The organism is Mycobacterium marseillense (genome assembly GCF_010731675.1).
Lineage (GTDB): Bacteria > Actinomycetota > Actinomycetes > Mycobacteriales > Mycobacteriaceae > Mycobacterium > Mycobacterium marseillense.
This window is the reverse complement of record NZ_AP022584.1, coordinates 870,954-895,828: the sequence shown is the minus strand read 5'-3', so window position 1 is coordinate 895,828 and position 24,875 is coordinate 870,954. Positions and strand designations below refer to the sequence as shown.

The 24,875-nt window shown below is 67.5% G+C and carries 24 protein-coding genes; 12 read left to right on the top strand and 12 right to left on the bottom strand.

Annotation, left to right across the window (positions count from 1 at the left end):
- The first annotated feature begins 4 nt into the window (after window positions 1–4).
- From G6N26_RS03995 to G6N26_RS03985, 3 genes are all read left to right on the top strand, one after another.
- The gene (locus tag G6N26_RS03995) at window positions 5–415 is read left to right on the top strand and encodes a VOC family protein (protein WP_083017226.1); all 411 of its coding nucleotides are present in this window, start codon (window positions 5–7) and stop codon (window positions 413–415) included.
- 111 nt (window positions 416–526) lie between these two features.
- Window positions 527–1,981 (top strand): aldehyde dehydrogenase family protein, encoded by a 1,455-nt coding sequence (locus tag G6N26_RS03990; protein WP_083017224.1) that lies wholly within the window; start codon window positions 527–529, stop codon window positions 1,979–1,981.
- A gap of 157 nt (window positions 1,982–2,138) precedes the next feature.
- On the top strand, window positions 2,139–2,984 hold the full coding sequence (locus G6N26_RS03985) for a class I SAM-dependent methyltransferase (protein WP_083017222.1): 846 nt from the start codon (window positions 2,139–2,141) through the stop codon (window positions 2,982–2,984).
- A 10-nt stretch (window positions 2,985–2,994) separates the two neighbouring features.
- On the opposite strand, the gene G6N26_RS03980 is transcribed toward G6N26_RS03985, so the two are convergent.
- On the bottom strand, window positions 2,995–3,843 hold the full coding sequence (locus G6N26_RS03980) for a glycoside hydrolase family 16 protein (RefSeq protein ID WP_083017220.1): 849 nt from the start codon (window positions 3,841–3,843) through the stop codon (window positions 2,995–2,997).
- 253 nt (window positions 3,844–4,096) lie between these two features.
- Between G6N26_RS03980 and G6N26_RS03975 the strand changes: the two genes are divergently transcribed.
- Window positions 4,097–4,303 (top strand): hypothetical protein, encoded by a 207-nt coding sequence (locus G6N26_RS03975; RefSeq protein ID WP_131813321.1) that lies wholly within the window; start codon window positions 4,097–4,099, stop codon window positions 4,301–4,303.
- Between the two features lie 408 nt (window positions 4,304–4,711).
- Here G6N26_RS03975 and G6N26_RS03970 read toward each other — a convergent pair whose 3' ends face one another.
- Window positions 4,712–5,011 (bottom strand): PE family protein, encoded by a 300-nt coding sequence (locus tag G6N26_RS03970; protein ID WP_083017218.1) that lies wholly within the window; start codon window positions 5,009–5,011, stop codon window positions 4,712–4,714.
- A 387-nt stretch (window positions 5,012–5,398) separates the two neighbouring features.
- Here G6N26_RS03970 and G6N26_RS26060 point away from each other — a divergent pair, with 387 nt between their 5' ends.
- From G6N26_RS26060 to G6N26_RS03945, 5 genes are all read left to right on the top strand, one after another.
- Complete coding sequence (locus G6N26_RS26060) at window positions 5,399–5,851, top strand: hypothetical protein (protein ID WP_232067533.1); 453 nt, start codon at window positions 5,399–5,401, stop codon at window positions 5,849–5,851.
- 119 nt (window positions 5,852–5,970) lie between these two features.
- Window positions 5,971–8,283: an acyl-CoA dehydrogenase gene (locus G6N26_RS03960; RefSeq protein WP_083017216.1), complete on the top strand. Its 2,313-nt coding sequence runs from the start codon at window positions 5,971–5,973 to the stop codon at window positions 8,281–8,283.
- Window positions 8,284–8,300: 17 nt separating this feature from the next.
- Window positions 8,301–9,674 (top strand): 4-hydroxyphenylacetate 3-hydroxylase N-terminal domain-containing protein, encoded by a 1,374-nt coding sequence (locus G6N26_RS03955; protein ID WP_083017214.1) that lies wholly within the window; start codon window positions 8,301–8,303, stop codon window positions 9,672–9,674.
- Window positions 9,675–9,782: 108 nt separating this feature from the next.
- Window positions 9,783–10,982 (top strand): LLM class flavin-dependent oxidoreductase, encoded by a 1,200-nt coding sequence (locus tag G6N26_RS03950; protein ID WP_083017212.1) that lies wholly within the window; start codon window positions 9,783–9,785, stop codon window positions 10,980–10,982.
- Entirely contained in the window at window positions 10,979–11,920 is a 942-nt protein-coding gene (locus tag G6N26_RS03945) for an LLM class flavin-dependent oxidoreductase (protein ID WP_163648715.1), read from the top strand. The genes G6N26_RS03950 and G6N26_RS03945 overlap by 4 nt, the downstream gene beginning before the upstream one ends.
- Here the strand turns inward: G6N26_RS03945 and G6N26_RS03940 are convergent.
- The 5 genes from G6N26_RS03940 to G6N26_RS03920 form a co-directional block, all read right to left on the bottom strand.
- Window positions 11,867–12,637: an SDR family NAD(P)-dependent oxidoreductase gene (locus G6N26_RS03940; RefSeq protein ID WP_083017207.1), complete on the bottom strand. Its 771-nt coding sequence runs from the start codon at window positions 12,635–12,637 to the stop codon at window positions 11,867–11,869. The two genes, G6N26_RS03945 and G6N26_RS03940, sit on opposite strands and share 54 nt — an antisense overlap.
- Window positions 12,634–13,329 carry a GntR family transcriptional regulator gene (locus G6N26_RS03935; RefSeq protein WP_067169656.1) on the bottom strand — a complete coding sequence of 232 codons (696 nt, stop codon included), beginning with the start codon at window positions 13,327–13,329 and terminating at the stop codon, window positions 12,634–12,636. The genes G6N26_RS03940 and G6N26_RS03935 overlap by 4 nt, the downstream gene beginning before the upstream one ends.
- Before the next feature lies 1 nt (window position 13,330).
- A complete protein-coding gene (locus G6N26_RS03930; protein WP_067169661.1) occupies window positions 13,331–13,972 on the bottom strand; it encodes a carboxymuconolactone decarboxylase family protein in 642 nt (213 codons plus the stop codon).
- A gap of 125 nt (window positions 13,973–14,097) precedes the next feature.
- Window positions 14,098–14,754 (bottom strand): TetR/AcrR family transcriptional regulator, encoded by a 657-nt coding sequence (locus G6N26_RS03925; protein WP_179960286.1) that lies wholly within the window; start codon window positions 14,752–14,754, stop codon window positions 14,098–14,100.
- Between the two features lie 130 nt (window positions 14,755–14,884).
- A complete protein-coding gene (locus G6N26_RS03920; protein WP_067169663.1) occupies window positions 14,885–15,658 on the bottom strand; it encodes an enoyl-CoA hydratase/isomerase family protein in 774 nt (257 codons plus the stop codon).
- 64 nt (window positions 15,659–15,722) lie between these two features.
- On the opposite strand from G6N26_RS03920, the gene G6N26_RS03915 reads away from it, so the two are divergent.
- The gene (locus G6N26_RS03915; protein ID WP_067169668.1) at window positions 15,723–16,874 is read left to right on the top strand and encodes an LLM class flavin-dependent oxidoreductase; all 1,152 of its coding nucleotides are present in this window, start codon (window positions 15,723–15,725) and stop codon (window positions 16,872–16,874) included.
- 22 nt (window positions 16,875–16,896) lie between these two features.
- On the opposite strand, the gene G6N26_RS03910 is transcribed toward G6N26_RS03915, so the two are convergent.
- Window positions 16,897–17,592, bottom strand: a complete 696-nt coding sequence (locus tag G6N26_RS03910; RefSeq protein ID WP_095577129.1) for a cutinase family protein — start codon at window positions 17,590–17,592, stop codon at window positions 16,897–16,899.
- A 119-nt stretch (window positions 17,593–17,711) separates the two neighbouring features.
- Here G6N26_RS03910 and G6N26_RS03905 point away from each other — a divergent pair, with 119 nt between their 5' ends.
- The gene (locus tag G6N26_RS03905; RefSeq protein WP_083017203.1) at window positions 17,712–18,374 is read left to right on the top strand and encodes a class I SAM-dependent methyltransferase; all 663 of its coding nucleotides are present in this window, start codon (window positions 17,712–17,714) and stop codon (window positions 18,372–18,374) included.
- A 16-nt stretch (window positions 18,375–18,390) separates the two neighbouring features.
- Here the strand turns inward: G6N26_RS03905 and G6N26_RS03900 are convergent, their stop codons facing one another.
- Genes G6N26_RS03900 through G6N26_RS03890 form a run of 3 tightly spaced genes read right to left on the bottom strand, consistent with a single transcriptional unit; the run spans window position 18,391 to window position 21,456 of the window.
- The gene (locus G6N26_RS03900; protein WP_083017201.1) at window positions 18,391–19,467 is read right to left on the bottom strand and encodes a prenyltransferase; all 1,077 of its coding nucleotides are present in this window, start codon (window positions 19,465–19,467) and stop codon (window positions 18,391–18,393) included.
- Window positions 19,454–20,212 (bottom strand): class I SAM-dependent methyltransferase, encoded by a 759-nt coding sequence (locus tag G6N26_RS03895; protein ID WP_067169683.1) that lies wholly within the window; start codon window positions 20,210–20,212, stop codon window positions 19,454–19,456. The genes G6N26_RS03900 and G6N26_RS03895 overlap by 14 nt, the downstream gene beginning before the upstream one ends.
- Entirely contained in the window at window positions 20,206–21,456 is a 1,251-nt protein-coding gene (locus G6N26_RS03890) for a glycosyltransferase family 4 protein (RefSeq protein ID WP_083017198.1), read from the bottom strand. Before G6N26_RS03890 ends, G6N26_RS03895 begins: the two co-directional genes overlap by 7 nt.
- A gap of 290 nt (window positions 21,457–21,746) precedes the next feature.
- On the opposite strand from G6N26_RS03890, the gene G6N26_RS03885 reads away from it, so the two are divergent.
- Window positions 21,747–22,544 carry a DUF1906 domain-containing protein gene (locus G6N26_RS03885; RefSeq protein ID WP_083017196.1) on the top strand — a complete coding sequence of 266 codons (798 nt, stop codon included), beginning with the start codon at window positions 21,747–21,749 and terminating at the stop codon, window positions 22,542–22,544.
- An 88-nt stretch (window positions 22,545–22,632) separates the two neighbouring features.
- On the opposite strand, the gene katG is transcribed toward G6N26_RS03885, so the two are convergent.
- A complete protein-coding gene (gene katG / locus G6N26_RS03880) occupies window positions 22,633–24,873 on the bottom strand; it encodes a catalase/peroxidase HPI (protein WP_067169693.1) in 2,241 nt (746 codons plus the stop codon).
- Between the last annotated feature and the right edge of the window lie 2 nt (window positions 24,874–24,875).

The window sequence follows — 24,875 nt, the reverse complement described above, 5'->3', positions numbered from 1 at the left end:
CCGCATGAACATCACTATTCACTCGAGCTTTCTTCCCCATGACGATCCGGAATCGTCACTCGCCTTCTATCGCGACGTCCTCGGCTTCGAAGTCCGCCTCGACGTCGGCAAGGGCACGATGCGCTGGATCACGGTCGGCCCACCGAACCAGCCGGACACCTCCATCGTGTTGAACCCCCCGGCCGCCAACCCGGGCCTCACCGACGACGAGCGCCGCACCATCGCCGAGATGATGGCCAAGGGCAGCTACGCCACACTGCTGCTGGCCACCAAGGACCTGGACGGCACCTTCGAACGGCTGCAGGGCAATGACGTCGACATCGTCCAGGAGCCCACCGACCAGCCGTACGGCCTTCGCGACTGCGCCGTCCGCGATCCCGCAGGCAACCTCATTCGCATCCAAGAACTGCGCTGAGGCCATCCGCCGGCGAATGCTTGACCAGCCGTGTGCAGAATGCTAAGCAAGTGCTCAGCACTGAGCGCATTCGGCGCTGGGTGCGATGACTGGCAAGGCGAAAGGGATCAGATGACGGTGCAGGCGGTACTGGACGACATTCGAAAGCGCCCCGGAACGGGTGACGTCATCACGGTCATCGATCCCGCGACCGAAGAGACGATCACCGAATTCACCGACTGCGGGCAGGAAGCGGTCAACGACGCCGCCGCGCGGGCGAAGGCGTCGTTCGAATCGGGCGTCTGGTCCGACCTTCCCGGCCGCGAGCGCGCCAAGATCTTGTGGCGGATCGGGGATTTGATCGACGAACACGCCGAAGAGTTCGCCCAACTCGACTCCTTGAACACGGGAATGCCCTTGATGCAGGCCCAGTTACAGATGTCCACCTGTTCGGAGTTCTTCCGCTACTACGCCGGTTGGTGTTCGAAGATCAACGGCGTCGCCTACGACGTGAAGACCGACGGCATCGCGACCGACAACTACGTCAACATGCACGCCTACACGCTCAAGGAGCCGTACAGCGTGGTGGGCCTGATCTTCCCGTGGAACGGCCCGATCTTCAACGCCAGCGCGAAGCTCGCGCCGGCCCTGGCCGCGGGCGGCAGCCTGCTCGTCAAGCCCGCCGAGGAGACGCCGCTGTCGGCGCTGTTGTTGGACAGGCTCATTCACGAGGCCGGCGTGCCCGAGGGCGTCGTCAACCTGCTGACCGGCTACGGCCACACCGCGGGCGCCGCGATCACCGCGCACCCCGACGTCCAGAAGGTCGCCTTCACCGGCTCGACCGAGGTCGGCAAGGAGATCGTGCGGGCCTCGGCGGACAACCTGAAGAAAGTCACGCTCGAACTCGGCGGGAAATCCCCGGTGCTGATCTTCGACGACGCCAATCTGGACAACGCGATCATGATGGCGTCGCTGGGCATCTTCGTGCACTCCGGCCAGGGCTGCGTGTGCGGATCGCGCATCTTCGCCCAGCGCGGCGTCTACGACCGGGTCGTGGAAGGCATTGCGATGATGGCGAATTCGTTCAAGCTGGGCGCCCCCAGCGAGGAGGGCTGCGTCAGCGGTCCGCTGATCAGCCAGAAGCAGCTGACCCGGGTGATGGGCTTCATCGACGAAGGCAAGAAGGACGGCGTGGAAGTGGTCACCGGCGGCCACCGCCTGGACCGCAAGGGCTACTTCGTCCACCCGACGGTGCTGACCAACGTCGACCCGGGGATGCGGCTGTACCAGCAGGAAATCTTCGGCCCGGTGGTCACCATCCTGCCGTTCGACGACGAAGACGAGGCCGTGGCCCTGGCCAACGACACCACCTACGGCCTGGCCGCGACCGCGTGGACGGAGAACCTCGGTCGGGCCCACCGGATCATGCGGCGGCTGCAGGCCGGCAGCGTTCAGGTCAACTGCCAGTTGGTCTTCGACCACGACGTGCCCTTCGGCGGCTACAAGCAGTCGGGCTGGGGTCACGAGTTCGGCAAAGAGGGCCTCGAGATCTACCTCAAGACGAAGTCGGTCTGGGCGCAGCTCTAGATCCCAGTGGGACCCCGCCGCGGGCTATCCCGACGCGCGAGAGTGCAACTGCCGACACGTTTCCCGAGAGAGACCGTCGGTAGTCGCGCTCTCGCGCGAAAGCTGCGCGGGCGGGGCCGATCCGTCGGGCGACGACGATGCTGCTATAACGCAACGTATGTCAGGACCAGCGCACACGATCACGCATGTTTCGGATACGGCTCGATGGACGGCGTTACACCGGGCCACCGAATCGGCCCGTCCCGACGCGTTGTTCAGCGACCCGCTCGCCGGACTTCTCGCCGGTGAGCACGGCCGCGCGATCGTCGACAACGTCCCCCGCACGACCCGCAACGGATGGTGGCTGGTCGCACGGACCAAGATCATCGACGACGCCATCGCCGAGGCGATCGCCGCCGGCTGCGACCGGGTATTGAATCTGGCCGCCGGGCTGGACACGCGGCCGTATCGGCTGGACCTGCCGCCCGACTTCGTCTGGGTGGAGGCGGATCTGCCGAAGCTGCTCTCGGAAAAGACGCAGGTGCTGGCCGAGCAGGTACCGCGCTGCCGGTTGACGCGGGCCGCCGTCGATCTCGCCGACCCGCAGGCCCGGGGCGCCTTCCTGAACGAGGCGCTCGACGGCGCAACCAAGGCGCTGGTGCTGACCGAGGGCCTCTTGATGTATCTGGACGACACCGACGTGACCGCCCTTTCCGCCGCGATCAAGCGGCCCGAGGTCCACTGGTGGATGCTCGACTTCGCTGGTCCCGGTTTGAAGAAGATGATGAACAAGAAGATGGCGGGCATGTTGCAGAACGCGCCCTTCAAGTTCGCCCCCGAGAATGGGCTGGCGTACTTCGAAAACCTCGGCTGGCGCACCGTCGACGTGGAAGCGCTGTACCTGGCCGCCCACCGGATGCATCGCTTACCGCTGGTGATGCGCCCGCTCGCGTGGTTGCCGCAGCCGGATCCCCGCCACCCGGGGGGTAGGGTCTGGAGCGCGACCGCCCTGCTGACGCACTGAGCGCGCCGGTCTACCAGACGCGGATCCAGTCGATGAGCATGTCTGCGGGATAGGTGCCGGGTCCGGGGTCGCCGCCTCCGGAGCCGGCGACCGCCAGATTGAACACCGGATAGGCCGTGTAACCCGGCCCGTTGAACGGCCAATCGGGCAGGGAACTGGCCGGCACGTCGAAGTAAGGTTGGGCGCCGTCGGCGTAGTCCTTCCAGAACCGGATGCCGGCCTCGTCCCACTGGCATCGCCAGGTGTGCCATCCGCTGTCTACCGCGATGTTGTGGGTCTTCCATTCGCCGCCGTTGGCCTTGGCGTGGACGGTGGTGGCCGACGGCCAGTTGCCGTTGCCGTACCACTCCATGACATCGATTTCGCCCTGGTCCTCGTTGCCCAGCCAGTAGGCGGGCCAGGCGCCCGCGGTCAGGCAGTTGAGCTTGATCCGGGCCTCCCAGGTGTGGCCGACCCCGCCGCGCCACACGCTTTGAACCTTGCCGCTGTAGTAGGTGGGCCCGTCCTTGGCGGCGCGCAGGACCAGATTGGACTTGCCGTCGACGAACACGTTCCGGCGATCATCGCGGTACTGGCCGATGTTCTCGGGGCGCTCCCAGTAGGTCGGGTCCTTGATCGTCTCGCGGGCTTTCGCCACCACCCATTTGGACGCGTCGGGTGCCGAACCGGCGGGCCCGTCGAATTCGTCGGCGAATATGTAGGTCCCGGCCTGGCCGCTGGGCGCGGCGGGCGCCGGTATTCGGCCGGCGGGCGCATCCCGTCCGGCCGGCGAGGCCCAGGCGTTCGGGGCCGGCAGCGCGGCTGCCAGCACGCCGATCCCGGTTGTCAAAATCATGCGGCGGCGATCGATCTCCGGCATAAGCAAGGGACCCTAGCAGCCGAGGGTGCACGACGGTAAACGGGAATTGTCGGAGCCCGCCGCTATGGTTCGAATCGCGGTCGGCCAGCACGGACGGCGGCACGGTGACGGCATTCGGACGAGGTTTTAGGAATTCACGGTGTTTTCTCATCTTGGCGGATGGTTTGGTCTCAGGATGCGGCGGGCATTCTGGAATCACGATCCAATAACCACTGTCCTAGCTTTTGCGGGTGGTCTGAGAGGAGTGACGATCGTGGCGAATACCCAAGAAGGCACGGTTATCTTCCTTCAGTCCCATCCGGTATGGGCTGCCGCCCAACGTCGCGAACGCGAACGTAGCGAAGCGATGCGTCGCCACCCTTCGTTTCGTTCCCGTCAGCGCGCGGCGGCGTCGGGCAATGCGGTTATTCCGCTGATCCGCAATTTCAGGGCGTACTCGAGCACCAACACCCCGGCCTGATCCCTTTTTGGTTCGCAGGGCCGGTGCCCTTGCCATTATGACCGGCCGTGAAATCCATGCCCCGGAAGGCTGTGCCGCCCGCGCCGGTGTCATCGGCAGGCGGGCGCAGGCGCGGCACCCAGCGCATTAGCTTTGCCCTCTACCGCCCTGGCTATCGCGGCCGTGGGTAACAAACCTTTCAGGAAACGTCGTGATAGAAGAACGGCGCCGGCGCCTTGGCGCGGTCGCGTTACCGTCGGGCATAAATGGCCCGAAAAAGTTGCTGTACCGCACGACCATATCGTCGATCGTCGTGCATTCCGGAATGTAGTCGTCGATTGATTTGAGCGTAGAACGCACGGCCGATGTCCGCGCAGTGTCAAAGGATCCCGAGTGTGCGCTCGCCAATGCGTTTTGAGTTTTGGGCGCTCAGTCCGTCGACGACCTGTTGGCCGCCTCCGTTGCCGCATACGAGCCGGCGCTGGCGGCCAGCATCACCGCCATCAGGTCTTGGATCGCGGCCGCGCGCGCACTCAGCTCCTGGAACCGTTGAGCATGAGCGGCAAAGCGTGCGGCCGTCAGCACCGAAACCTCATCCGCCGCCGCGGGAACGACCGCAACCGCCGAGCTTGCCGAGGCGGTGTTCTGGGCGTTCGGCGCGGCGCCGATCGACTGGAGGTTTGCGGCCGAGACCGACGGCTCGTCTGGGGTGGCGAATACGAACGACATCTGATTTCCCTTCGGCGATCTGGACCGAACACGCCGGCGTACCCGGTTGCTCAGAGACGTTATTGATCGGGAAGTGGCGCGTTCAACGCGCGGCTGTGGCTAGAAGCCGGCTGAACTTTGTTTTTGGCAGCCGCTCTCATTGATTTTAAATGGGCTATCGATGGCTCGATAAACACATTCGGAGAAGTTTTTGAGTTTGCTAGGAAACATTCATTTCCGGTGAGCATATGTGTCTTCTCTGAATAGCCGTTCAGGCATTGACCCCGCGGCTTTCGAGGGTTTGTCTGCCCGCGCGACGGCGGCCCGGCCGGCGAGTCACGGGTGGGTATTTACAACGCGTCCCCATAGTTACTACCGTGCGTAGTAGGCGCTAGTGGGGAGCAGGCAATGTCCGACAACGAAACCGCGCTGACGGCACAGCGTTCGGTAGCGACGGCGATGATCGGCTTCGTCGCCGCGTTTTCCTTGCACGCGATCGACCATTTCCGGCGTGGGATGTCGGCATCGCCGCCGGCGGTCATGGTCGGCGGAACAATCCAGGGACTGATCGTGGTCACCGCCCTCGTATTGATATTGCGCGGTCGCCCCGGGGCGCGCTGGGCCGGCATCGTCGTCGGATTTGGCAGCGCGACCCTGTTCGTCTACGCGCACGTGCTGCCGACGTTTCTTCCCGACTACCAAGACAGCTTCACCGCGGGACCGCGGATCAATGTCAACTGGTTCTCCTGGCTGACCGCCGTCGGTGAAATCGGGGCCGGGCTGATCCTCGGCTTCGTGGGGCTGCGAGCGCCGCGCCGCGCGGACGTCGAACCGCCCGCCCGCCCTCGCGAAGTCGTCTAGCTGCTTGTCGCCGGCCCGGGCGTCGTTACAGCAAGATTGCATACAACGAGAGACCTATCGCCGTAAACGGCCGCCGAAAGATCATTGACACCCGTCAAATCGGCTTTACTGTATACAAAATGGCCGTCTCGCTCGACGCGTTGTCGTCTGCCTCCGAACTCGACGAACTTCGCAACATGGTGCGCAACGTCGTCGCCAAGCACCTTCCCCTGGACCAGATGCGCGATGCCGATCCGGCCTCGGCACGACAAACGGGTTGGGCAACGCTCGCGGAACTGGGTCTGCTCGGCATCGCGGTTCCCGAGCAGTACGGCGGCAGTGGCGCCGGATTGGCCGAGCAGGCCGTCGTCTGCGAGGAACTCGCGCGGGAGCTCGGGGCGATGCCGTTTCTTCCCACCGTCTGCCTGGGCGCCGAGACCCTGCTGGCCTCCGGCGACGACGCCGTGTGCGCGGAGCTGCTGCCCGGGCTCGTCGCCGGTGAGCTGACCGCGACGCTTGCCGAGGGCACCGCCCGGGCCGAACGTCGGGGGCAGTCCTGGGTGCTCACCGGCGACTTTCACCACGTTCCCGACGGCGCCGACGCTCAGGTGGTACTGCTCGCGGCGGAGACCGACGGCGGCCCAACGCTTTACGCGGTGACCGGGCCCGATGGTGTGCACTGCGAGCGGCTGTCCACCCTGGACGGCACCCGCGGACTCGCCGACCTCAGGCTCGTCTCGGCTCCGGGCCGCCAAGTCGGTGCGGCCGGAGCGGCCGGCCCGGCCCTGGCCCGGGTGCGCCTGCGGGCGAGTGCCCTGCTGGCCGCCGAGCAGGCGGTGCTGGCCGAGCGCTGCGTCGCGCTCACCAAGCAGTATCTGCTGGATCGCCGGCAGTTCGGACGGCAGATCGGGGGGTTTCAAGCGCTCAAGCACCGTCTCGCGGATGCCACGGTGCGCGCCGAATTGTGCGCCGGCAGCGCCTGGTACGCGATCCGCCAGCTGGCGGGCGGCGCGGCGGACGCCGAGTTCGCCGTCAGGGTGGCCGCGGCCGCCTGCGGGGACGCCGCCGTGCAGAACGCGGCCGAAATGATTCAGCTGCACGGGGGCATCGGCTACACGTGGGAGCATTTCGCGCACCTGTACCTGCGCCGCGCCAAGGCCAACCAGTACTTGTTCGGGACGCCGTCAGTGCACCGTAACCGGCTCGGCACCGCGGTGGCCGAAAACCGTTCGACGGCAACCGAAACCGTATCGGCCGTCACGCGGGGCGGATCGCCGGCCCTCGACGACCTGCGGCGCTGGCTGGCCGACAACCTGACCGACGAGGTCGCCAACGATCACACGGCACCGCTGCCCGGCGCGAAATACTCACCGGAGCGCCAAGATTGGTATCGCCGTCTCGGCGAGGCCGGCTGGGCCACGCCGACCTGGCCGACCGAATACGGCGGCCGGGGGCTCGGTCGCGACGACGGCGGGGCCGCCGTGGAAGAGTTGCGCCGCCGCGGGGTCGACCGGCCCGAGGAGGACTTCGTCGGCGTGTGGCTGGCCGGTCCGACCATCCTGCAGTGGGGCACCGACGAGCAGCGCGATACCTACCTGCGACCCCTGGCCCGCGGGGAACACCGCTGGTGTCAGCTTTTCAGTGAGCCCGGCGCCGGGTCGGACCTGGCGTCGTTATCGACCTCGGCGGTGCGTATCGACGATGACCGCTGGCTGGTCAACGGGCAGAAGATCTGGAGTTCCTTCGCCAACACCGCCGACTTCGGACTGCTGATGGCCCGCACCGATCCGGCGCTGCCCAAACACGCCGGCATCACCTATTTCCTGCTCGACATGCGCACCCCCGGCGTGGAAGTACGCCCGCTGCGGCAGATGACGGGCGACGCCGAATTCAACGAAGTCTTCCTCACCGACGTCGTGGTGTCCGACTCGGCGCGACTGGGCCCGCTCAACGCCGGCTGGAAGGTCGGCATCAGCACGTTGATGCAGGAGCGCAACAGCCTCACCGGCCCGCCCGTCGTCGGCCCGGGCGTCGCCGACCAACTCATCGCCGAGGCCGTCGCCAGCGGAGCGTGGCAAGACGCCGATGTACGGGATCGATTGCAGCACATGCTCGTCGACGAGCGCGCACTCCAAAGCGCCAGCTTCCGCGCCAGCGTCGCCGCGGACCGCGACCCGGGAGCCATCGACTCCGTTCGCAAACTCGTCAGCGCGGACCTGCACGAGCGGGCCGGGCGCATCCGCATCGATCTGCGGCCCGAGCTGACGATCGGCTGGCCCGCCGATACCGAAATGCCCTCGGGCACACGGTCGTTCCTGGAGATGAAGAAGTACTGCATCGCCGGTGGCACCTCGGAGATCCAGCGCAATATCATCGCCGAGCGGGTGCTGGGACTGCCCCGCGAGGCCGATCCCGACCGTGACAAGCCGTTCAACCAGCGGACCAGTCGATAGAGGAGAACGCAGCGACCATGATGACCGGTGAGCAGTACAAGAACTCACTCCGCGACGGACGGCGCATCTACCAGGACGGCAAATTGGTCGCCGACCTGGACACCGATGCGCTGCTGGCGCCGGCGCTGGACGCGGTGGCCGCCGGATACGACGAGTACTACCGGCCGGGCTCCGACGCGGTGAACCCGCTCGTGGAGGCGCCGCGCAGCGTCGAGGAGCTGCGCGATCGGGTACCGATCCTCACCAGCATGGACCTGCTGCTCAACGTCACCTACCAGTCGTTGATGACACTCGTGGTGGCGGCGGCGCGCCTCGCCGACGCCCACCCCGAATTCGTCGCACGTATCAATGCCTATGTCGCACAGGCACGCCGGGATGACATCCGAATCGCCGAATGCATCACCGACTCCAAAGGCGACCGATCCAAAGCGCCGTCCGCGCAGGACGACGCCGACCAGTACGTGCGGGTGGTGGAGCGCCGCGACGATGGAGTGGTGATCCGCGGCGCCAAACTGCACATCAGCGCCGCGCCGTTCGCCCATCACCTGATGGTGATGCCGACGAAGTCGATGAAGCCGGGGGAGGAGCACTACGCGATCGCCTGCGCGGTACCGGTCAGCGCCGCCGGGGTGCACGTCATCAGCCGCACCGTGCAGGCCCGCGGCGGCGACGAGCGCGACTACCCGGTGAGCGCCCGGCGCAGCATGCCGGACGGGTTCGTGATCTTCGACGATGTGTTCGTCCCCCACGAGCACGTGTTCCTCGACGGCATCGCCGCGCAGGCCGGGATCTTCGCGCATTCCCTGGGCCTGTGGGAGCGCCTCGGCGGCACCGCGGTGATGGTCGAACAGGCCGACGAGATGGTGGGCCTGGCCCAGTTAATGGCCGAAGCCAACGGCACCGCCCGGGTCTCACATATCCGGGAGAAGATCGACGAGATGATGATCCATGCCACCAACCTGCGGGCGGGCATGGAGGCCGCGATCAGCAACGCGCACACCACACCCGAGGGCTACTACTATCCCGACGACCTGTACACGAACGCGACCAAATACCTTGGCGCGGCGAACTTCAACCTGATGGTCCGTCATCTGCACGACATCGCCGGGGGCGGGGTGATCACGACGCCGTCGATGGCGGACCTGGACAACCCGGACATCGGCCCCCAGCTGCGCAAGTATTTGACCGGCGCCTCCGAGGTGTCCGGGGACGCCCGCGCCAAGCTGTTCCATGCGATTCGCGACACCACGGCCGATTCCTACGGCGGCTGGCATCTGGTGACCAACGTGCAGTCCGGGGGCGGCCTGTTCGCGCAGCGCCTGGTCACCCGCAAGCACTACGACATGGAACGCGCCAAGCGCCTGGCACGGCACGCGGCGAACCTGGACTAAAACCCCGCGAGCAGACGCATAATCGCACGATAGGGCACCCCAGCACGCGATCCTGCGTCTGCTCGGCCGCGGCTTGCATGAACGTGAACGTAGACGTAGATTCGCCTCATGCGCTTTGGTGTCTTCATCGCCCCGTACCACATGGTCGGCGACAACCCGACGCTCGCCTTCGAGCGTGACCTGCAACTAGTAGAGGCCGTCGAGAACCTCGGCTACGAGGAAGCCTGGTTCGGCGAACACCATTCCGGCGGAACGGAAATCATCGGAGCGCCGGACCTGATGATCGCGACGGCGGCGGCCCGCACCAAACGGATCCGACTGGGCACCGGCGTGGCCTCCCTGCCGTACCACCACCCCTTCATGTTCGCCGACCGCATGGTGCAACTCGACCACCTCACGCGGGGGCGCCTGATCGTCGGGGTCGGGCCGGGCGCGCTGCCCGGGGACGCGTACATGATGGGCATCGAGACCACACGACAGCGGGACATGATGCTCGAGTCCCTGGACGCGGTGCTGGAACTATGGCGCGGCGAGGCGCCGGTCAACCGGGAGACCGACTGGTTCACCCTGCGCGACGCCCGGTTGCAGCTGCGCCCGTACAGCAAGCCCAACATCGAGGTCAGCGTGGCGGTGACGGCATCGCCCTCCGGCCCGGTGGCGGCGGGCAAGTTCGGCATCGGGCTGCTCTCGATCGCGGCCACCCAGAAGAAGGCCTTCGATGCGCTGGCCCGCAATTGGCGCACCGCAACCGAAACCGCCGCCGCGCACGGCACCACCGTGAGCCGCCAGGGCTGGCGGATGTGCGGACCGATGCACCTCGCCGAGTCCGAGGACCAGGCCCGCAAGGAGGTCGAGGCGGGCCTGGCACAGTGGGTGGACTACTTCCAAAATGTCGGCGCGATACCGATTTTGGGAGATTTCGATCCGGGCGAGGACATCGTGGCCGCGGTCAACGAGACCGGAGTCGGAGTGATCGGCACTCCCGAGATGGCGATCGAGCAACTACGCCGGCTCGAGAAACAATCCGGCGGCTTCGGCACCTACCTGCTGATGGCGCACGAGTGGGCCAACCGCGAGGCCACGCTGCGCTCCTACGAGCTGTTCAGCCGCTACGTCATGCCGGTGTTCCAGGACTCGCTCGAACCACTCGAGCGCAGCCGCGACTGGACGATCTTCCACCGTGAAACGCTGATGGGCAATATCACCAACGCGATCGTCGGTGCCACACAACAATTTCTGGAGGAGCGGGAGGCTCGCCGCCGCGCCGAGAACGACGCCCGGACCGAATCGCTGCACGCGAGCCGGTGACCGACTTCGGGGCGCTGCTGTTTCCCAACGTCGCCTGGCCCACGCTGGTGGACCGCTGCGAACGCGCCGAAGAGCTGGGCTTCCGCAGCCTGTGGATCGATGATCATGGAGCCAATCCCCAAGCGCCCAGGTCGAATTGGTTCGAGGCGTTTACCACGCTGGCCGGCCTGGCCAACTGCACCCGACACATCCTGCTGGGCCCCTTGGTCTCCAATGTCATCCTGCGCCACCCGGCGGTGCTGGCCCGCCAGGCCGCCACGGTCGAAAACATGTCGGGCGGGCGGCTGCAGTTGGGGATCGGCGCCGGTTACGCGCCGACGGATCACGAACTGGTCGGCACCGAACCCTGGTCGCGCGACGAGCGCGCGGCGCGGTTCGCCGAGGCGGTCGAGCTGATCGACGGGCTGCTGCGCGCCGAACCGGTCGACTTCGACGGCGCCTACTACCGGGCTGACGGCCTGCGATTACGGCCCGCGCCGCTGCAGCGGCCACGGCCGCCGATCTGCATTGCCGCACACGACGATTCAAGCCTGCGGTTGGTCGCCCGCTTCGGGGACATCTGGAGCTCGTTCGGCGGCTGGGGCCTGTCGTCGCGGCGGCTGCTGGACATCACCACACGGCGGTCGGCCGCCCTCGACGAATACTGCGCCGAATCGGGCCGTGACCCCTCGACCATCCGGCGCCAACTGTTGGCCGGCAATCCCGCGACCACACCGGATCCCATCTGGTCGTCGGTGCGGGCGTTCGACGAATGGGTGGCCGGTTGGCACCAGGTAGGCATCGACGAGATCGTGCTGTATTTCCCGCCCGAACTGCTCTACGAACCTGACCTGATCGACCCCGCCGTCACCGAACACCTGCGGGGCCTGCTATTCGCGCGTCGCTCAGGTGATCAGGGCGCCACCGTCGACGGGCAGCACGGCGCCGCTGACGAATGAGGAGGCCGGGCTCGCCAGGAACAGGACTGCGGCGGCGACCTCGTCGGGTTCACCCAGCCGCGCCGCGGGCACGCGAGTGGCGACGAATTCGTCGTTGAAGCCGTCCGGGGTGTATGCGGTCAGGCCCGTCGACAGGAAGCCGGGCGCCACGGCGTTGACCCGAATCCCCTTGCGGCCGGTCCACTGCCGGGCCAAATCCCGGGTCAGGCCCAGCAGCCCCGCCTTGCTCGACACGTAGCCGGCCTGCGGTAGCGAGGTCGTCGTCAGCCCCAGGATGCTGCTGATCATCACCACCGCCGAGCCGGGCGGCATCAACCGCCCGCAGGCCTGGCTCATCCAGTAGGCACCCATGAGGTTCACCTCCAGAGTGCGCCGGAACTGGTCGGGGTCTTCGCGAGTCGCGGGCGCGGCTGTGCCCACGCCGGCGTTGTTGACCAGCACGTCCACGGCGCCGAACCGGTCGACGACCTGACCCGTTGCGGACGTGCAGGATTCGGGGTCGGCCACGTCGACCTGGAAGGCGGCGGCGTCGATGCCGCCATCGCGCAACGCGGCGCAACTGGTTTCGATGTCGCCGAGTCGCCGGCCCGCCAGGGCGATTCGCGCGCCCGCCGCGCCGAGCGCCCGTGCGATCGCCAGACCCAGCTCGGACGTCGCGCCGGTCACCACGGCGACACGCCCGTCCAGCCGGAAACGCTCGCCGACTCCGGCAGTCACGAAGCGTGCGTTTCGGTCTCGCGTCCCTGCTGCGACCGCAGCATCAGCAGGGAATCGCGACCCTGCAGGATGTGCTCGGCCATCAAGGCGCCGGCGCGCTGCGACTCGCCGTCCGCGATCGCGTCGCGCACCATGCGGTGGAACAGGTTGGACCGCTCGCGTTCCTGCCGCGTTTGATGCCGAAACACCTGGTACACCAAGGGGATATCGACGGCGTGCTCAAGCAGCGCGGACAGCCGCCGATGCTGCGCGCCCGCGACGATCGCCTGGTGAAAGGCGCTGTTGGCGGCGGTGATACGGCGCAGGCCGGCGTCGGGCGAACCGCCGGACATCAGTTCGATACCCTCGTCAAACTCGGCGATCGCGGCGTCGAGGGCCGCGACGCCGTCAGCACCCATCCGCGTCGCCGCGCGCTCGGCGGCCAGCGACTCCAGCCGGGCGCGCAGCTCATACTGGTCGCGGATGTCGGTGTCGGACATCGTCGCGACGATGGCACCGCGGTTGCGTTCGATGGTGACCAGGCCGTCGGCGGCCAAGGCCCGCAACGCTTCCCGCACCGGGGTGCGGGACAGGTCGAACATCTCGCCGATGCGCTGTTCGACCAACCGCGAACCCGGTTCGAACTCGCCCTCGGCGATGGCGCGCCTGATCAGCCGGTACGCCAGCTCCGACCGGCCGTCCATCTTGGTCATGTCAGTCACGCCCGGAGGTCGCGGCGCCGATGTCGAGCACACCGCCGCCATCCGGGTCGACCACCTCCACGGTCGGGTCGTCGACGTCGTCGAACTCCAGCCGCAGCGCCCGGGACATGATCGCGTGCATCACGTACATCGTGGTGGTGTAAGTGAATTCGAGGATCTCGGTGTCGGTGAAGACCTCCCGCAGCTGATCCATCAGCCGTTCGGGCACCCGGCCATGCTGTCCGGCAAGGCAATCCGTGTAGGCCAGCAACAGCCGCTCGGTCCGGTCGAAGCAGTCGGCGGTCGGCCAGGACGGGATGGCCGCGATCTTCTCCTCGGACAGTCCGGCCGACCGGCACGCCTTGCAGTGTTGCGAGAAGACGAACTGGCTGCCGACCACCCAGCCCGCCCGGATCTGGCCCAGCTCACGATGATCCGCGCGGATGGTCACCTCTTCGCGGTACAGGCGGAAGCCGCGCACGGCGTGCCGCAGTGCGGCGGGGGACTGCGCCATGACCGTCCACCAGTTGCCGGGGGTGCCGCCGACGGTGCCCGGCTCGGCGACCGGATCGCGATCGCCGAACATGAAGTCGTACATCTTGCGCGTGAACTCGTCGGTGACATCGCCCCGGGGGATCGGCTCCAGACGCGGCATGGCGGCTCCTCTCGGGTGGCGGATTGAATCGGGCAGCGCTGCAGATTGCATTCAATCTCAGGTCCCGCCCGCCCGTCAACGCAGCTCGCTGCGGACCAACCGGCGAGATTGCGTACAGTCCGGGGTCAGGGGCGCAGGCCGGAGAGCACCATGGCGGCGAAGGCGTCGCCGATCTCGGTCAGCGAATTGCGGCCCCCGGGCACATACCAACGGTGAATCCAGTTGTGCATGCCCAGGATGCCGAGCATCGCCAGCCGCGGGTCCAGATCCGAGCGGAACACCCCACCCGCGACGCCCTCCTCGATGATCGCCAGCAGCGTCTTGCCATAGGCGTCGGCGTTGGCGACGATGCCCTGCGCCTCCGGAATGGTTGCGATGTGCTGGGATTCGCCGAACAGCAGGAAAAGCTCGGGATAGGCGGCGAGGTCGCTGATGTAGGCGCCCAGCGCGCGGCGCAATTTCTCGTCCGGCGCGGCGCCCGACTCGAGCGCTTCGCGGCAATGCCGGGTCATCTCGTAGGCCGGCTGTTCGATGAGCGCGACAAGCAATTCCTCTTTGGTGCCCACGTAGTAGTACAGCGAGGCACGATTGATGCCCACCTCGATGGCGACGTCCTCGAGCCGCGCCCGGGCGAACCCTTCACGGAGAAAGACCTCCGTTGCGCCCTTGAGAATGGTCTGCCACCGCTCGTTGGACGCGCGGCGGTCGGCGTTTCGCCGCTCATGGCGGCGCCGAGCGTTGTCGCTCTGCTGGCGTGCGGCTGGAATCGTCGGCCTCCTCATGTGACGAGCTGTCGCCCTGACAAAAATACGCCATCAGGCGAGCTGACCTGAGGATTAACGCAGTTATCAACGTGAACGTTGACGTTGACAAATGTCGGGCGGCGTTTTAGCGTCCCTACTGATGCAAGCCTCACCCGCGGCCCAGCCTTGCCATCGCGGCGCGAAAGTCGTCGTGCTCCATGGCGGCCGCCTCGAGGGCGAGGGAGTAGGGCAGCACCGCGCCGGAGGCCATCGCGAGCAGCCGATTCACCGCCGCCTTGGTGCCCTGGACGGCTTGGGGTGCCAGCGTCGCGAGCCGGTGCGCCATCGCCATGGCGGACGGCAACACCTCGCCGGGCGGGACAGCGCGGGTGATCAGCCCGAAGCGTTCGGCCTCTGCGGCGGTGAGGATTTCGCCCGTCATCAGCAGGTGCTTGGCGCGGTTGAGCCCGACGAGCAGCGGCCAGATCACCGCCGCGCCGTTGCCGGCGGGCAGCGCGGCGTGCACGTGCAGATCACCAAGCTTCGCCGATTCGGCCATGTAGGAGACGTCGGCCAGGGTCGCCAGCACCGCGCCGAGTCCGATCGCGTGGCCGTTGACCGCGGCGACGAGGGGCTTGGCCAGCCCGACGATGTCGTCGACGATGTGGCGCGCCTCCTCGATCGGGGTGCGCCCCGAGGCGGTCGCGTACTGGCGATCGCTGGATTCGTCGCCGCCGGCGGAAAAGGTCCGGCCCGCACCGGTCAGCACCACGGCACGCACGCGGGCGTCGTCCTGGGCTGCCGCGAACACCCGGGACAGCTCCGAATGCATCACGTCGTCAACGGCATTGGCCTTGTCGGGGCGGTTCAACGTCAGCACCGCCACGGCGGTCGCGTCGTCGACCGCGACGTCGATGGTGCGGTACGCGGCGGAATCGAGCATCGGACGCCCCCTCACAGCATTACTTGAACATGAACGTTGACGTAGATTATAGGAGCTGGACGGCATGCTGAGCTTTGGAACCTTCATCGCGCCCTACCACCCCGTGCGCGAAAGCCCGCTGACCACCTATGAGCGCGACCTCGAACTGATCGAGTGGTGTGACCGCTGGGGATTCGACGAGGCGTGGGTCGGCGAGCATCACTCTGCTGCGTGGGAGAACATCGCCGATCCCGCGATGTTCCTGGCGGTCGCCGGGCAACGGACCCGGCGGATCCGGCTGGGTTCCGGGGTGGTCAGCCTGCCGTACCACCACCCGATGATGGTGGCCGACCGGTTCGTGCAACTCGACTACCTGACCCACGGCCGGGCGATGCTGGGAGTTGGTCCGGGCGCGCTGATCTCCGACGCGACGATGATGGGCATCGACCCGGTGACCCAGCGGCCGCGGATGAACGAAGCGCTCGGGGTGATCATTCGGCTGCTGGCCGGTGAGACCGTCACCCACCACAGCGACTGGTTCACGTTGGAAGAGGCTCGGCTGCAACTGCTTCCGGTGAACGGTTCGATGCCGATCGCCGTCGCGTCGAGCACTTCGCCGTCGGGCATGACGGCGGCGGGTACGCACGGGGTCGGGGTGCTGTCGCTCGGCGCCGGGCTGATCGGCGGGAAGAAGGATCTGGCCGCGCACTGGGCGCTGGGGGAGAAGGCCGCCGCGGAGAGCGGCAAGCAACTGCGGCGCGAGGAGTGGCGCCTGGTGATCCGCGCGCACCTGGCGCCCACACGGGAACAGGCCAAGGCCGAGGTCCGCGAGGGTCGCGAGGCCGAACGCATCGGGTACTTCAAGCGGGTCGCCGGGCTGAAGAACGACTACACGCTGGAGCAAGAGATCGAGGAGGACGCCGCGATCGTCGGCACGCCCGACGACATGATCGAGGCGTTGCACCGGCTACAGAACATCACCGGCGGGTTCGGCGGCTTCCTGGTGCTGGCCGGCGACTGGGCCGACCGCGAGACCACGCTGCGCAGCTATGAACTGATGGGGCGCTACGTGATCCCGGAATTCCGTGGGCATTTGGACCCGCTGCGGGCCAGCTACGACACGGTGGTGGCGAAAAAGCGCGACTACGGCGCCCCGGCGATGGCCGCGATCAAGCAGGCCTACGAGGACGCCGGACAGCAGATGCCCGAGGATCTCAACCCCACCAACCTGCGCTAGGCGTGGACGGTCGGCGCAGCGATCAGAGCTTGCCCGCGACGAAATCGGCGGCCTGATTGGCCATGCCCGCGTCGATGTAGGCGCCGGCGAGATGTTGCGGCCAGTTCTGCTTCCAGGTGTTCGGATCGGCCGGGTTGCAGATCGGGTCGGCGCCGTGGCACAACTCGATGGTCCGGTCGTTGTAGGTCGGGTTGAAGTTGGTGATCGGACCCACCCATTGGCTTCCGTTGCCGAACAACGCGACCGCGGCGATGTGCTGATCGACACCGGGCGGCAGGGGGCTGTCGAAACCGAAGGCGCCGATGGGCGCGGCCAGCACGACGTCGGTGACCGCCGCGCCCAGCGAGTAGCCGCCCAGCACCAGCCGGGTGTCGGGGCAATTGTTGACCGTGTCCTGGATGTGGTGGCTCATGTCGTTGGCGCCCTGGGCGACCTCGGTGTCGGCGGGGTATCGCACGGCATAGGCGTCGACGGTCCTGGACACCTTGGATCGCAGGGCGCTGATGAACGCGTTGCCGAGCACGCCCGCTCCGGGTGATTCGTTGCGGCCGCGGGCGAACACGACCTGCACCGGCGGGCAGGCGGCGGCGGCCACCGGCGCCGCGAGCGGCGACGCGGGCGGAAGGGCGGCGGCGGCCAGCAGAAGGGCGGCCGCGGCGGTGACCGCGGCGAGGCCGACGGCACCGAATCTAGAGAGGGGCAAGGCGCGCACGCCCATGATGGTAAAGCGATCTGGCGGCGCGCGCTGGCCACCCGGCCCGCGGACCTCGCGTGATCGCTCAGCGCGAACACCGACCACGGTGACGGCGGCGCCGATCCAGGCGATAAGTTCAGCTGATGGATCACGTCGACGCGGGTGCGCCCGAGCGCTTGTTCGCCCTGGCCGAACAGGTACAAGGTTTCATGCCGGCCGACGAAGGGCACGCGCTGTATGACGCCGCGCTGCGTTATCTCGATGGCGGCACCGGCGTCGAGATCGGCACGTACTGCGGCAAATCCACCCTGTTGCTGGGCGCGGCCGCGCAGCAGACCGCGGCCGTGCTCTACACGATCGACCACCACCACGGCTCCGAGGAGCACCAGGCCGGCTGGGAATACCACGACGCCTCGTTGGTGGATGAGGTCACGGGCCTGTTCGACACCCTGCCCACGTTTCGTCGCACCCTGGACACCGCCCAGTTGGACGAACACGTCGTCACGATCGTCGGCAAGTCACCGCTGGTGGCGCGGGCGTGGCGGGCGCCGTTGCAGTTCCTGTTCATCGACGGTGGTCACAGCGAGGACGCCGCGAACCAGGACTTCGACGGGTGGGCCAAGTGGGTCGCGGCCGGCGGGGCGCTGGTCATCCACGACGTGTTCCCCGACCCCAAGGACGGCGGGCGACCGCCGTATCACATCTACTGCCGCGCAATCGATTCCGGACAGTTCCGGGAGGTGTCGGCCATCGGGTCGCTACGCGTGCTCGAACGTGTCAGCGGCCAGCCCGGGGAGCCGGTGTAGCGCAGCGGGTCTCCGGTTACCGGCCGGGCCCGGCCGCGACGCATTCGCAGTCGAACTCGGTCTGCAGACCCATCGGCAGCGCGTCGCCCCGGAAGATCCCCGCGCCGGGCGTCGCGTCCGACAAGGCGTCTGCCGCCAGGATCATGGCGGCGCCGGTCCAGGTGGTGCGCTCCTCGGGCCACCGTTTTCCGTCCGCGAAAACCAGGCCCGTCCAATAGGATCCGTCGTCCTCGCGAAGGTGCTGCATCGCGGCGAACTGGCGGTGAGCGTCGGCGCGCTGGCCGAGGGCATCCAGCGCCATCACCAGCTCGCAGGTCTCGGCACCGGTCACCCAGGGGCGATCGCCGACGCATCGGATGCCCAGTCCGTCGACCACGAAGTCATCCCAGCGCTGCTTGATGCGCGCCGCTGCGGCCGGACCCCGCAGGGCGCTGCCGAGGATGGGGTAGTACCAGTCCATCGAGTAGCGCTCTTTTTCGGTGAACGCCTCCGGATGGTCGGTGATGGCGTGGCCCAGTCTGCCCAGCGCCAGTTCCCACTCCGGCTGTGGATCCTCAACGAAGGCCGCCAGCGCGAGCGCGCAGCGGATGCTGTGATACACGCTCGAGCACCCGGTCAGCAAGGCTTCCGGCAACAGTCCGGCTTCGCTTCGCGCCCAAGCGATTTCGCCGCTACCGACCTGCATGTCGATGACGAAATCGATCGCCTTGTGCACCACCGGCCACATCTGGGCCGCGAAGGACGCGTCGCCCGTGATCAGTACGTGGTGCCACACGCCGGCGGCGATGTAGGCGCAAAAGTTGCTGTCGCTGTTGGCGTCTTCGATCGCCCCCGCCCGAAACTGGAGGGGCCACGAGCCATCGGGCCGCTGGGTGCGCCGGCTCCACTCGAAGGCCGCCCGCGCCGGCTCCAGCAGTCCGGCGGTGGTCAGTGCCATCGCGCACTCCACGTGGTCCCACGGATCGGTATGGCCGCCCTCGAACCAGGGGATGGCCCCCGAGGATTCCTGGGCGGCGGCAATCGACAGCGCGGTCTGTCGGCATTGTTCGGGAGTGAGCACCCCCGCGACCGCGGGCAGGTTAGACCGATGCAACTGAATATCCTGCGCTCGCTTGGCTGCCGGCCTGCTGCTGCTTGACGAAGTACATCGCCACGCTCTTGCCCACCAACGGATTGAGCAGCGACTCGGCCAGCTGGGTGAGCTTGGGGCGTTGCATCAGATCCCAGACCAAAAGCTTGTGATACGCCGTCACCGCCGGGTGGTCGGTGTTCGAGACGCCCACAGCGCATTTCAGCCACCAGAAGGGCGAGTGCAGTGCGTGCGCGTGATGAGTATGCGTCAATTCCATTCCGCCACCGAGGATCTTGCCGCGCAATTCGTTGGCCCGGTAGATACGCACGTGGCCACCTTCGTTGGCGTGGTATTCGTCGGACAGCAACCAGCACACCCGTTCGGGCAGCCAGCGCGGCACGCTGACCGCCAGCGTGCCACCGACTTTGAGCACCCTGATCAGTTCGGCGATCGCGATGTCGTCCTGCGGTACATGCTCCAGGATCTCCGAGGCGATGACACAGTCGAATGTCTGATCGGCATAGGGCAACTTGAGCGCATCCCCGACCACCACCTTCGCTGACGCTCCGGCGGGCGCCTCGCCGTTGTCGGCCATCGCGCGCAAAATACTGTCAACAGACCGTAGTTCGTCCTCGTCGCGGTCGAAGGCGACAACGTCGGCACCGCGCCGATACGCTTCGAAGGCGTGCCGGCCCGCGCCGCACCCCACGTCGATGACCTTGCTCGACGGGCCGACCCCGAGTCGGTCGAAATCGACGGTCAGCATGTCGCCTCGCCTCGCGCGGTGCGGGCGATCGCCCGCTCGTAGACCCGAACGGTCTGGGCGGCAACGGCTTCCCAGCTGAAGACGTCGACCGCGCGTGTCCGTCCCGCCTTGCCGAGGCTGCGGCGCTTTTCCGGAGAATCCAGCAGTTCACCGAGGGCGTGGGTCAGGGCGTCCACGTCGGCGGGCGGTACCAGCTCCGCGCAAGCGCCGTCCGTCCCAAGGACTTCCGGCAGGGCGCCCACCCGGCTGGCGACGATCGGGGTTCCGCTGGCCATGGCTTCCACGGCGGGCAGCGAAAAGCCTTCGTAGAGTGACGGGATGCAGGCCACCTCCGCGGACGCGAACAACGCCGCGAGCTCAGCATCGGAGAGCCCGCTGGTGATGTGCACGATGTCGGAGACGCCGAGTTCGGCGATGAGCTTGTGGGTCGGGCCGTTGGGTTCGACCTTGGCGACCAGCCGCAGCTCGAGATCGCGGACGGTCCGCAGCTTCGCGACCGCGTGCAGGAGGGTGCGGACACCCTTCAGTGGGGTGTCGGCGCTGGCGATCGCGATGATGCGACCCGGCTCCCGCGGCCCGGAGCCGGGTTTGAACAGCTCGGTGTTCACCCCGAGCGGCACCACGTGCAGCTGGTCCGGCGAGACACCGAAGTCGCTGATGATGTCGTCGGCCGACGACGACGAGACAGTCAACAGGTCGGGGACGTGGCGGGCCACCTCCTGCTGCATGTCCAAGAAGCCATACCAGCGGCGCACCAACGGTTTTCGCCACCATCGCGCCGCGGCCAGATCCAGCACCCGGTCGCGGGTGATCGGGTGGTGCACGGTGGCCACCACCGGCAGGCCCGCGTCCGCGATGCTGAGCAGCCCGGTGCCCAGGCTCTGGTTGTCGTGGACGACGTCGAAATCGCCTGCCCGCTCGGCCAGTAACCGCGCGGCGCGCATCGTGAACGTCCGCGGTTCGGGAAAGCCCGCGGTCCACGTGGTCAGCAATTCCAAAAGGTCGATGGAGTCGCGAATTTCGCTCGGCCGCGGCACCCGGAACGGGTCGGGTTCCCGATACAGATCAAGGCTCGGCACCTCGGTGAGCCGGACGCGAGGGTCCAGCAGGTCGGGATACGGCTGCCCGGAGAACACCTCGACGTCGTGACCGAGTTCCACCAGACCGTGGCTGAGATGGCGCACGTAGACGCCCTGTCCGCCGCAATGGGTCTTACTACGGTAGGACAGCAGGGCAATTCGCATACTCAACTCTTCTTTGCTGGAAAATGACCGCGGAAAGGCGCCGAATCCATCGCGGTCAACGGGCTCCCGAACTCCGTGACAGCAAACTGGACATGTGTCCAGACTATAGTTCGATCACCTAAGCGAGCGCAACGAGCCCGACGCCCACCGTCTCGCGCGAAGACGGCCCCCGGGATGTCCGACACGCAAAGATCATGCCACTGGCGGGCGGGCGCCGGCTTTCCGGCCGGGGTGTTCCGGGCGCTGACCGGCGACAATGATCGGCTCGGGCGCTTTGTTACCATCGCGCGGTGCGGGATTCGGCTGCACCGGCGGTACATGCGCCGCGTTCTGTTTCCAGACGCGACGTCCTGAAGTACGCGTTCGCCCCGGCCGTTCTCGGCCTGGGGGCCGCGATCGCCGACGGGCCGACGGCGTCGGCGGCCGGGCTGACGCTGATCGATTTCGCCGAGAAGCGGATCGCCCCGGAAGAGATCAAGGCCGCGGGATACGGCGGGGTGATCAATTACGTGTCGGAGTCGCGCCCGGGCGCAAACTTCGAGGCGAAGCCCATCACCCGCGCGTACGCGGACTCGCTGCGCGCGGCGGGCCTGCAGATCGTCAGCAATTTCCAGTACGGCAAGCCGGGCTGGCCCGACCCGTCGGACTGCACCCGCGGGCACGACGGCGGCGTCGCCGACGCCCAGACGGCGATGCGGCTGCACGCCGCGGCCGGGGGACCGGACTCCGCGCCCATCTTCTTCAGCGTCGACGACGACATCGACGACAACACCTGGAATGGCGTTGCCGTTGACTGGTTTCGGGGGATCAATTCGGTGCTGGGCGTCGGCCGCACCGGCATCTACGGGCATGCCAGGGCCTGCGGGTGGGCCATCCGCGACGGTGTCATCGGGGACTCCAGCACGCCGGGTCACCGGTGGGCGTGGCAGACGCGGTCGTGGTCGCACGGGGAGCGCGAACCGTCGGCGGTGCTCTACCAGGCCGTCGTCAACAGCCCGTCGAACCCGGGCCCCCTGCTCGGCGGGATCAACGTGGACGTCGACGACGTCCTCGCGCCCGACTACGGGCAGTGGGATTTGGCCCGCTGAGCCGCGGACCGATTCGTGCCTAACCCCCACATTCGAAACGACACCCCGCGAGCCGACGGCCCGCGGGGTGTCGCTCGCTATCCGGCTTTTACTTGAGGTCGAACCGGTCGTTGTTCATGACCTTCACCCACGCCGCGACGAAGTCCTCGACGAACTTCCCGTGGGCGTCATCTTGGGCGTAGACCTCGACCAGCCCACGCAGCACCGAGTTGGAGCCGAAGACAAGGTCATTCGCGGTCGCGGTCCACTTGAGCGCGCCGGAAGCCCGGTCGTGCCCTTCGTAGACGTTCTCCGCGGTCTCCGACGCCTTCCACTCGGTGCCCATGTCGAGCAGGTTGACGAAGAAGTCGTTGGTCAACGTGCCCGGCCTGTCGGTGAACACCCCGTGCTTGCTGCTGCCGTGGTTGGCGCCGAGGGCACGCAGGCCGCCGACGAGCACGGTCAGCTCCGGACCGGTCACGCCGAGCAGGTAGGCCCGTTCCAGCAGCAGCTGCTCGAGCGGCGCCTTCTCGCCAGGGCGGGTGTAATTGCGGAACCCGTCGGCCCGCGGTTCGAGCACCGCGAACGACTCCACGTCGGTGCTCTCCTGCGAGGCATCCGTCCGGCCCGGCGCGAAGTGCACCGAGATCTCGTAACCGGCGTCCTTGGCCGCCTTCTCGACGGCCGCCGAGCCCGCCAGCACGATCAGGTCGGCCAGCGAGATCTTCTTGCCGCCCGATGCCGAGCCGTTGAAGTCCTGCTGGATCTTTTCCAGCACCGGCAGCACCTTGTCGAGCTCGGAGGGTTCGTTGGCCTCCCAGTTGCGCTGCGGCTGCAGGCGCAGCCGCCCGCCGTTCGCCCCGCCGCGCTTGTCGGTGTTGCGATAGCTCGCCGCCGCCGCCCAGGCCGTCTTGACCAGCTGCGAAATCGACAGCCCGGAGTCGAGCACCTTCTTCTTCAGCGCCGCGACGTCCTGGTCGTCGACCAGCTCGTGGTCGACGGCGGGAACGGGGTCCTGCCACAGCTGCGGCTCGCCGACCCATGGCCCCAGGTAGCGGCTGATCGGGCCCATGTCGCGGTGCAGCAGCTTGTACCACGCCTTGGCGAACGCGTCGGCCAGCTCCTCGGGGTGGTCCAACCAGCGCCGCGTGATGTCGGCGTAGATCGGGGACTCCCGCAACGAGATGTCGGTGACCAGCATCGTCGGGGCGCGGCCCGCGCCGCCGAACGGGTCCGGAATCGTGCCCGCACCCGCGCCGTCCTTGGCGGTGAACTGCCACGCGCCGGCGGGGCTCTTGGTCAGCTCCCACTCGTAGCCGTACAACGTCTCCAGGAAGGAGTTGTCCCACTTCGTCGGCGTGGGCGTCCAGACGACCTCGAGGCCGCTGGTGATCGCGTCCTTGCCCGACCCGCTGGCATACGAGCTCTTCCAGCCGAGTCCCTGCTGCTCGATCGGGGCGGCCTCGGGCTCGGGGCCGACCAATTCGGCGTCACCGGCGCCGTGGGTCTTGCCGAAGCTGTGCCCGCCGACGATCAGCGCGGCGGTCTCCTCGTCGTTCATCGCCATGCGGCCGAAGGTCTCCCGGATGTCGATCGCCGCCGCGACCGGATCCGGCTTGCCCTCCGGGCCTTCGGGGTTGACGTAGATCAGACCCATGGTGGTGGCGCCGTAGGGTTGCGCGAGGTCACGCTCACCGGAGTAGCGCTTGTCGGTGCCCAACCATTCGCCCTCTTCGCCCCAGAGGATCTCCTCGGGCTCCCAGACGTCCTCGCGGCCGAAGGCGAAGCCGAAGGTCTTGAATCCCATCGACTCCAGGGCCACGTTGCCGGCGTAGGTGATCAAGTCCGCCCAGGACAGCTTGTTGCCGTACTTCTTCTTGATCGGCCACAGCAGCCGGCGGGCTTTGTCCAGGCTCGCGTTGTCCGGCCAGCTGTTCAGCGGGGCGAACCGCTGCATGCCCTGGCCGGCGCCGCCGCGGCCGTCGTGGATGCGGTAGGTGCCCGCGGCGTGCCAGCTCATGCGGATGAACAGGCCGCCGTAGTGGCCGTAGTCGGCCGGCCACCAGTCCTGCGAGGTGGTCATCAGCGAGATCATGTCGGCCTTGAGGGCGTCGACGTCGAGCTTGGCGAACTCCGCGGCGTAGTCGAAGTCATCGCCGAGCGGGTTGGACTGGGGCGAGTGCGGGTGCAGCCTCGAGACGTCGACCTGGTCGGGCCACCAGTCCTGGTTGGTCAGTGGAGCGTGGGCCTTCGGCGTGGGGGACGGGATGGCCGGGTTTTCGCTCTCGCTGGTGCTAGCCGTCCCGCTGTCTGGTTGGGGTGGGCGGCTACCGGATGTATCAGATGACACAG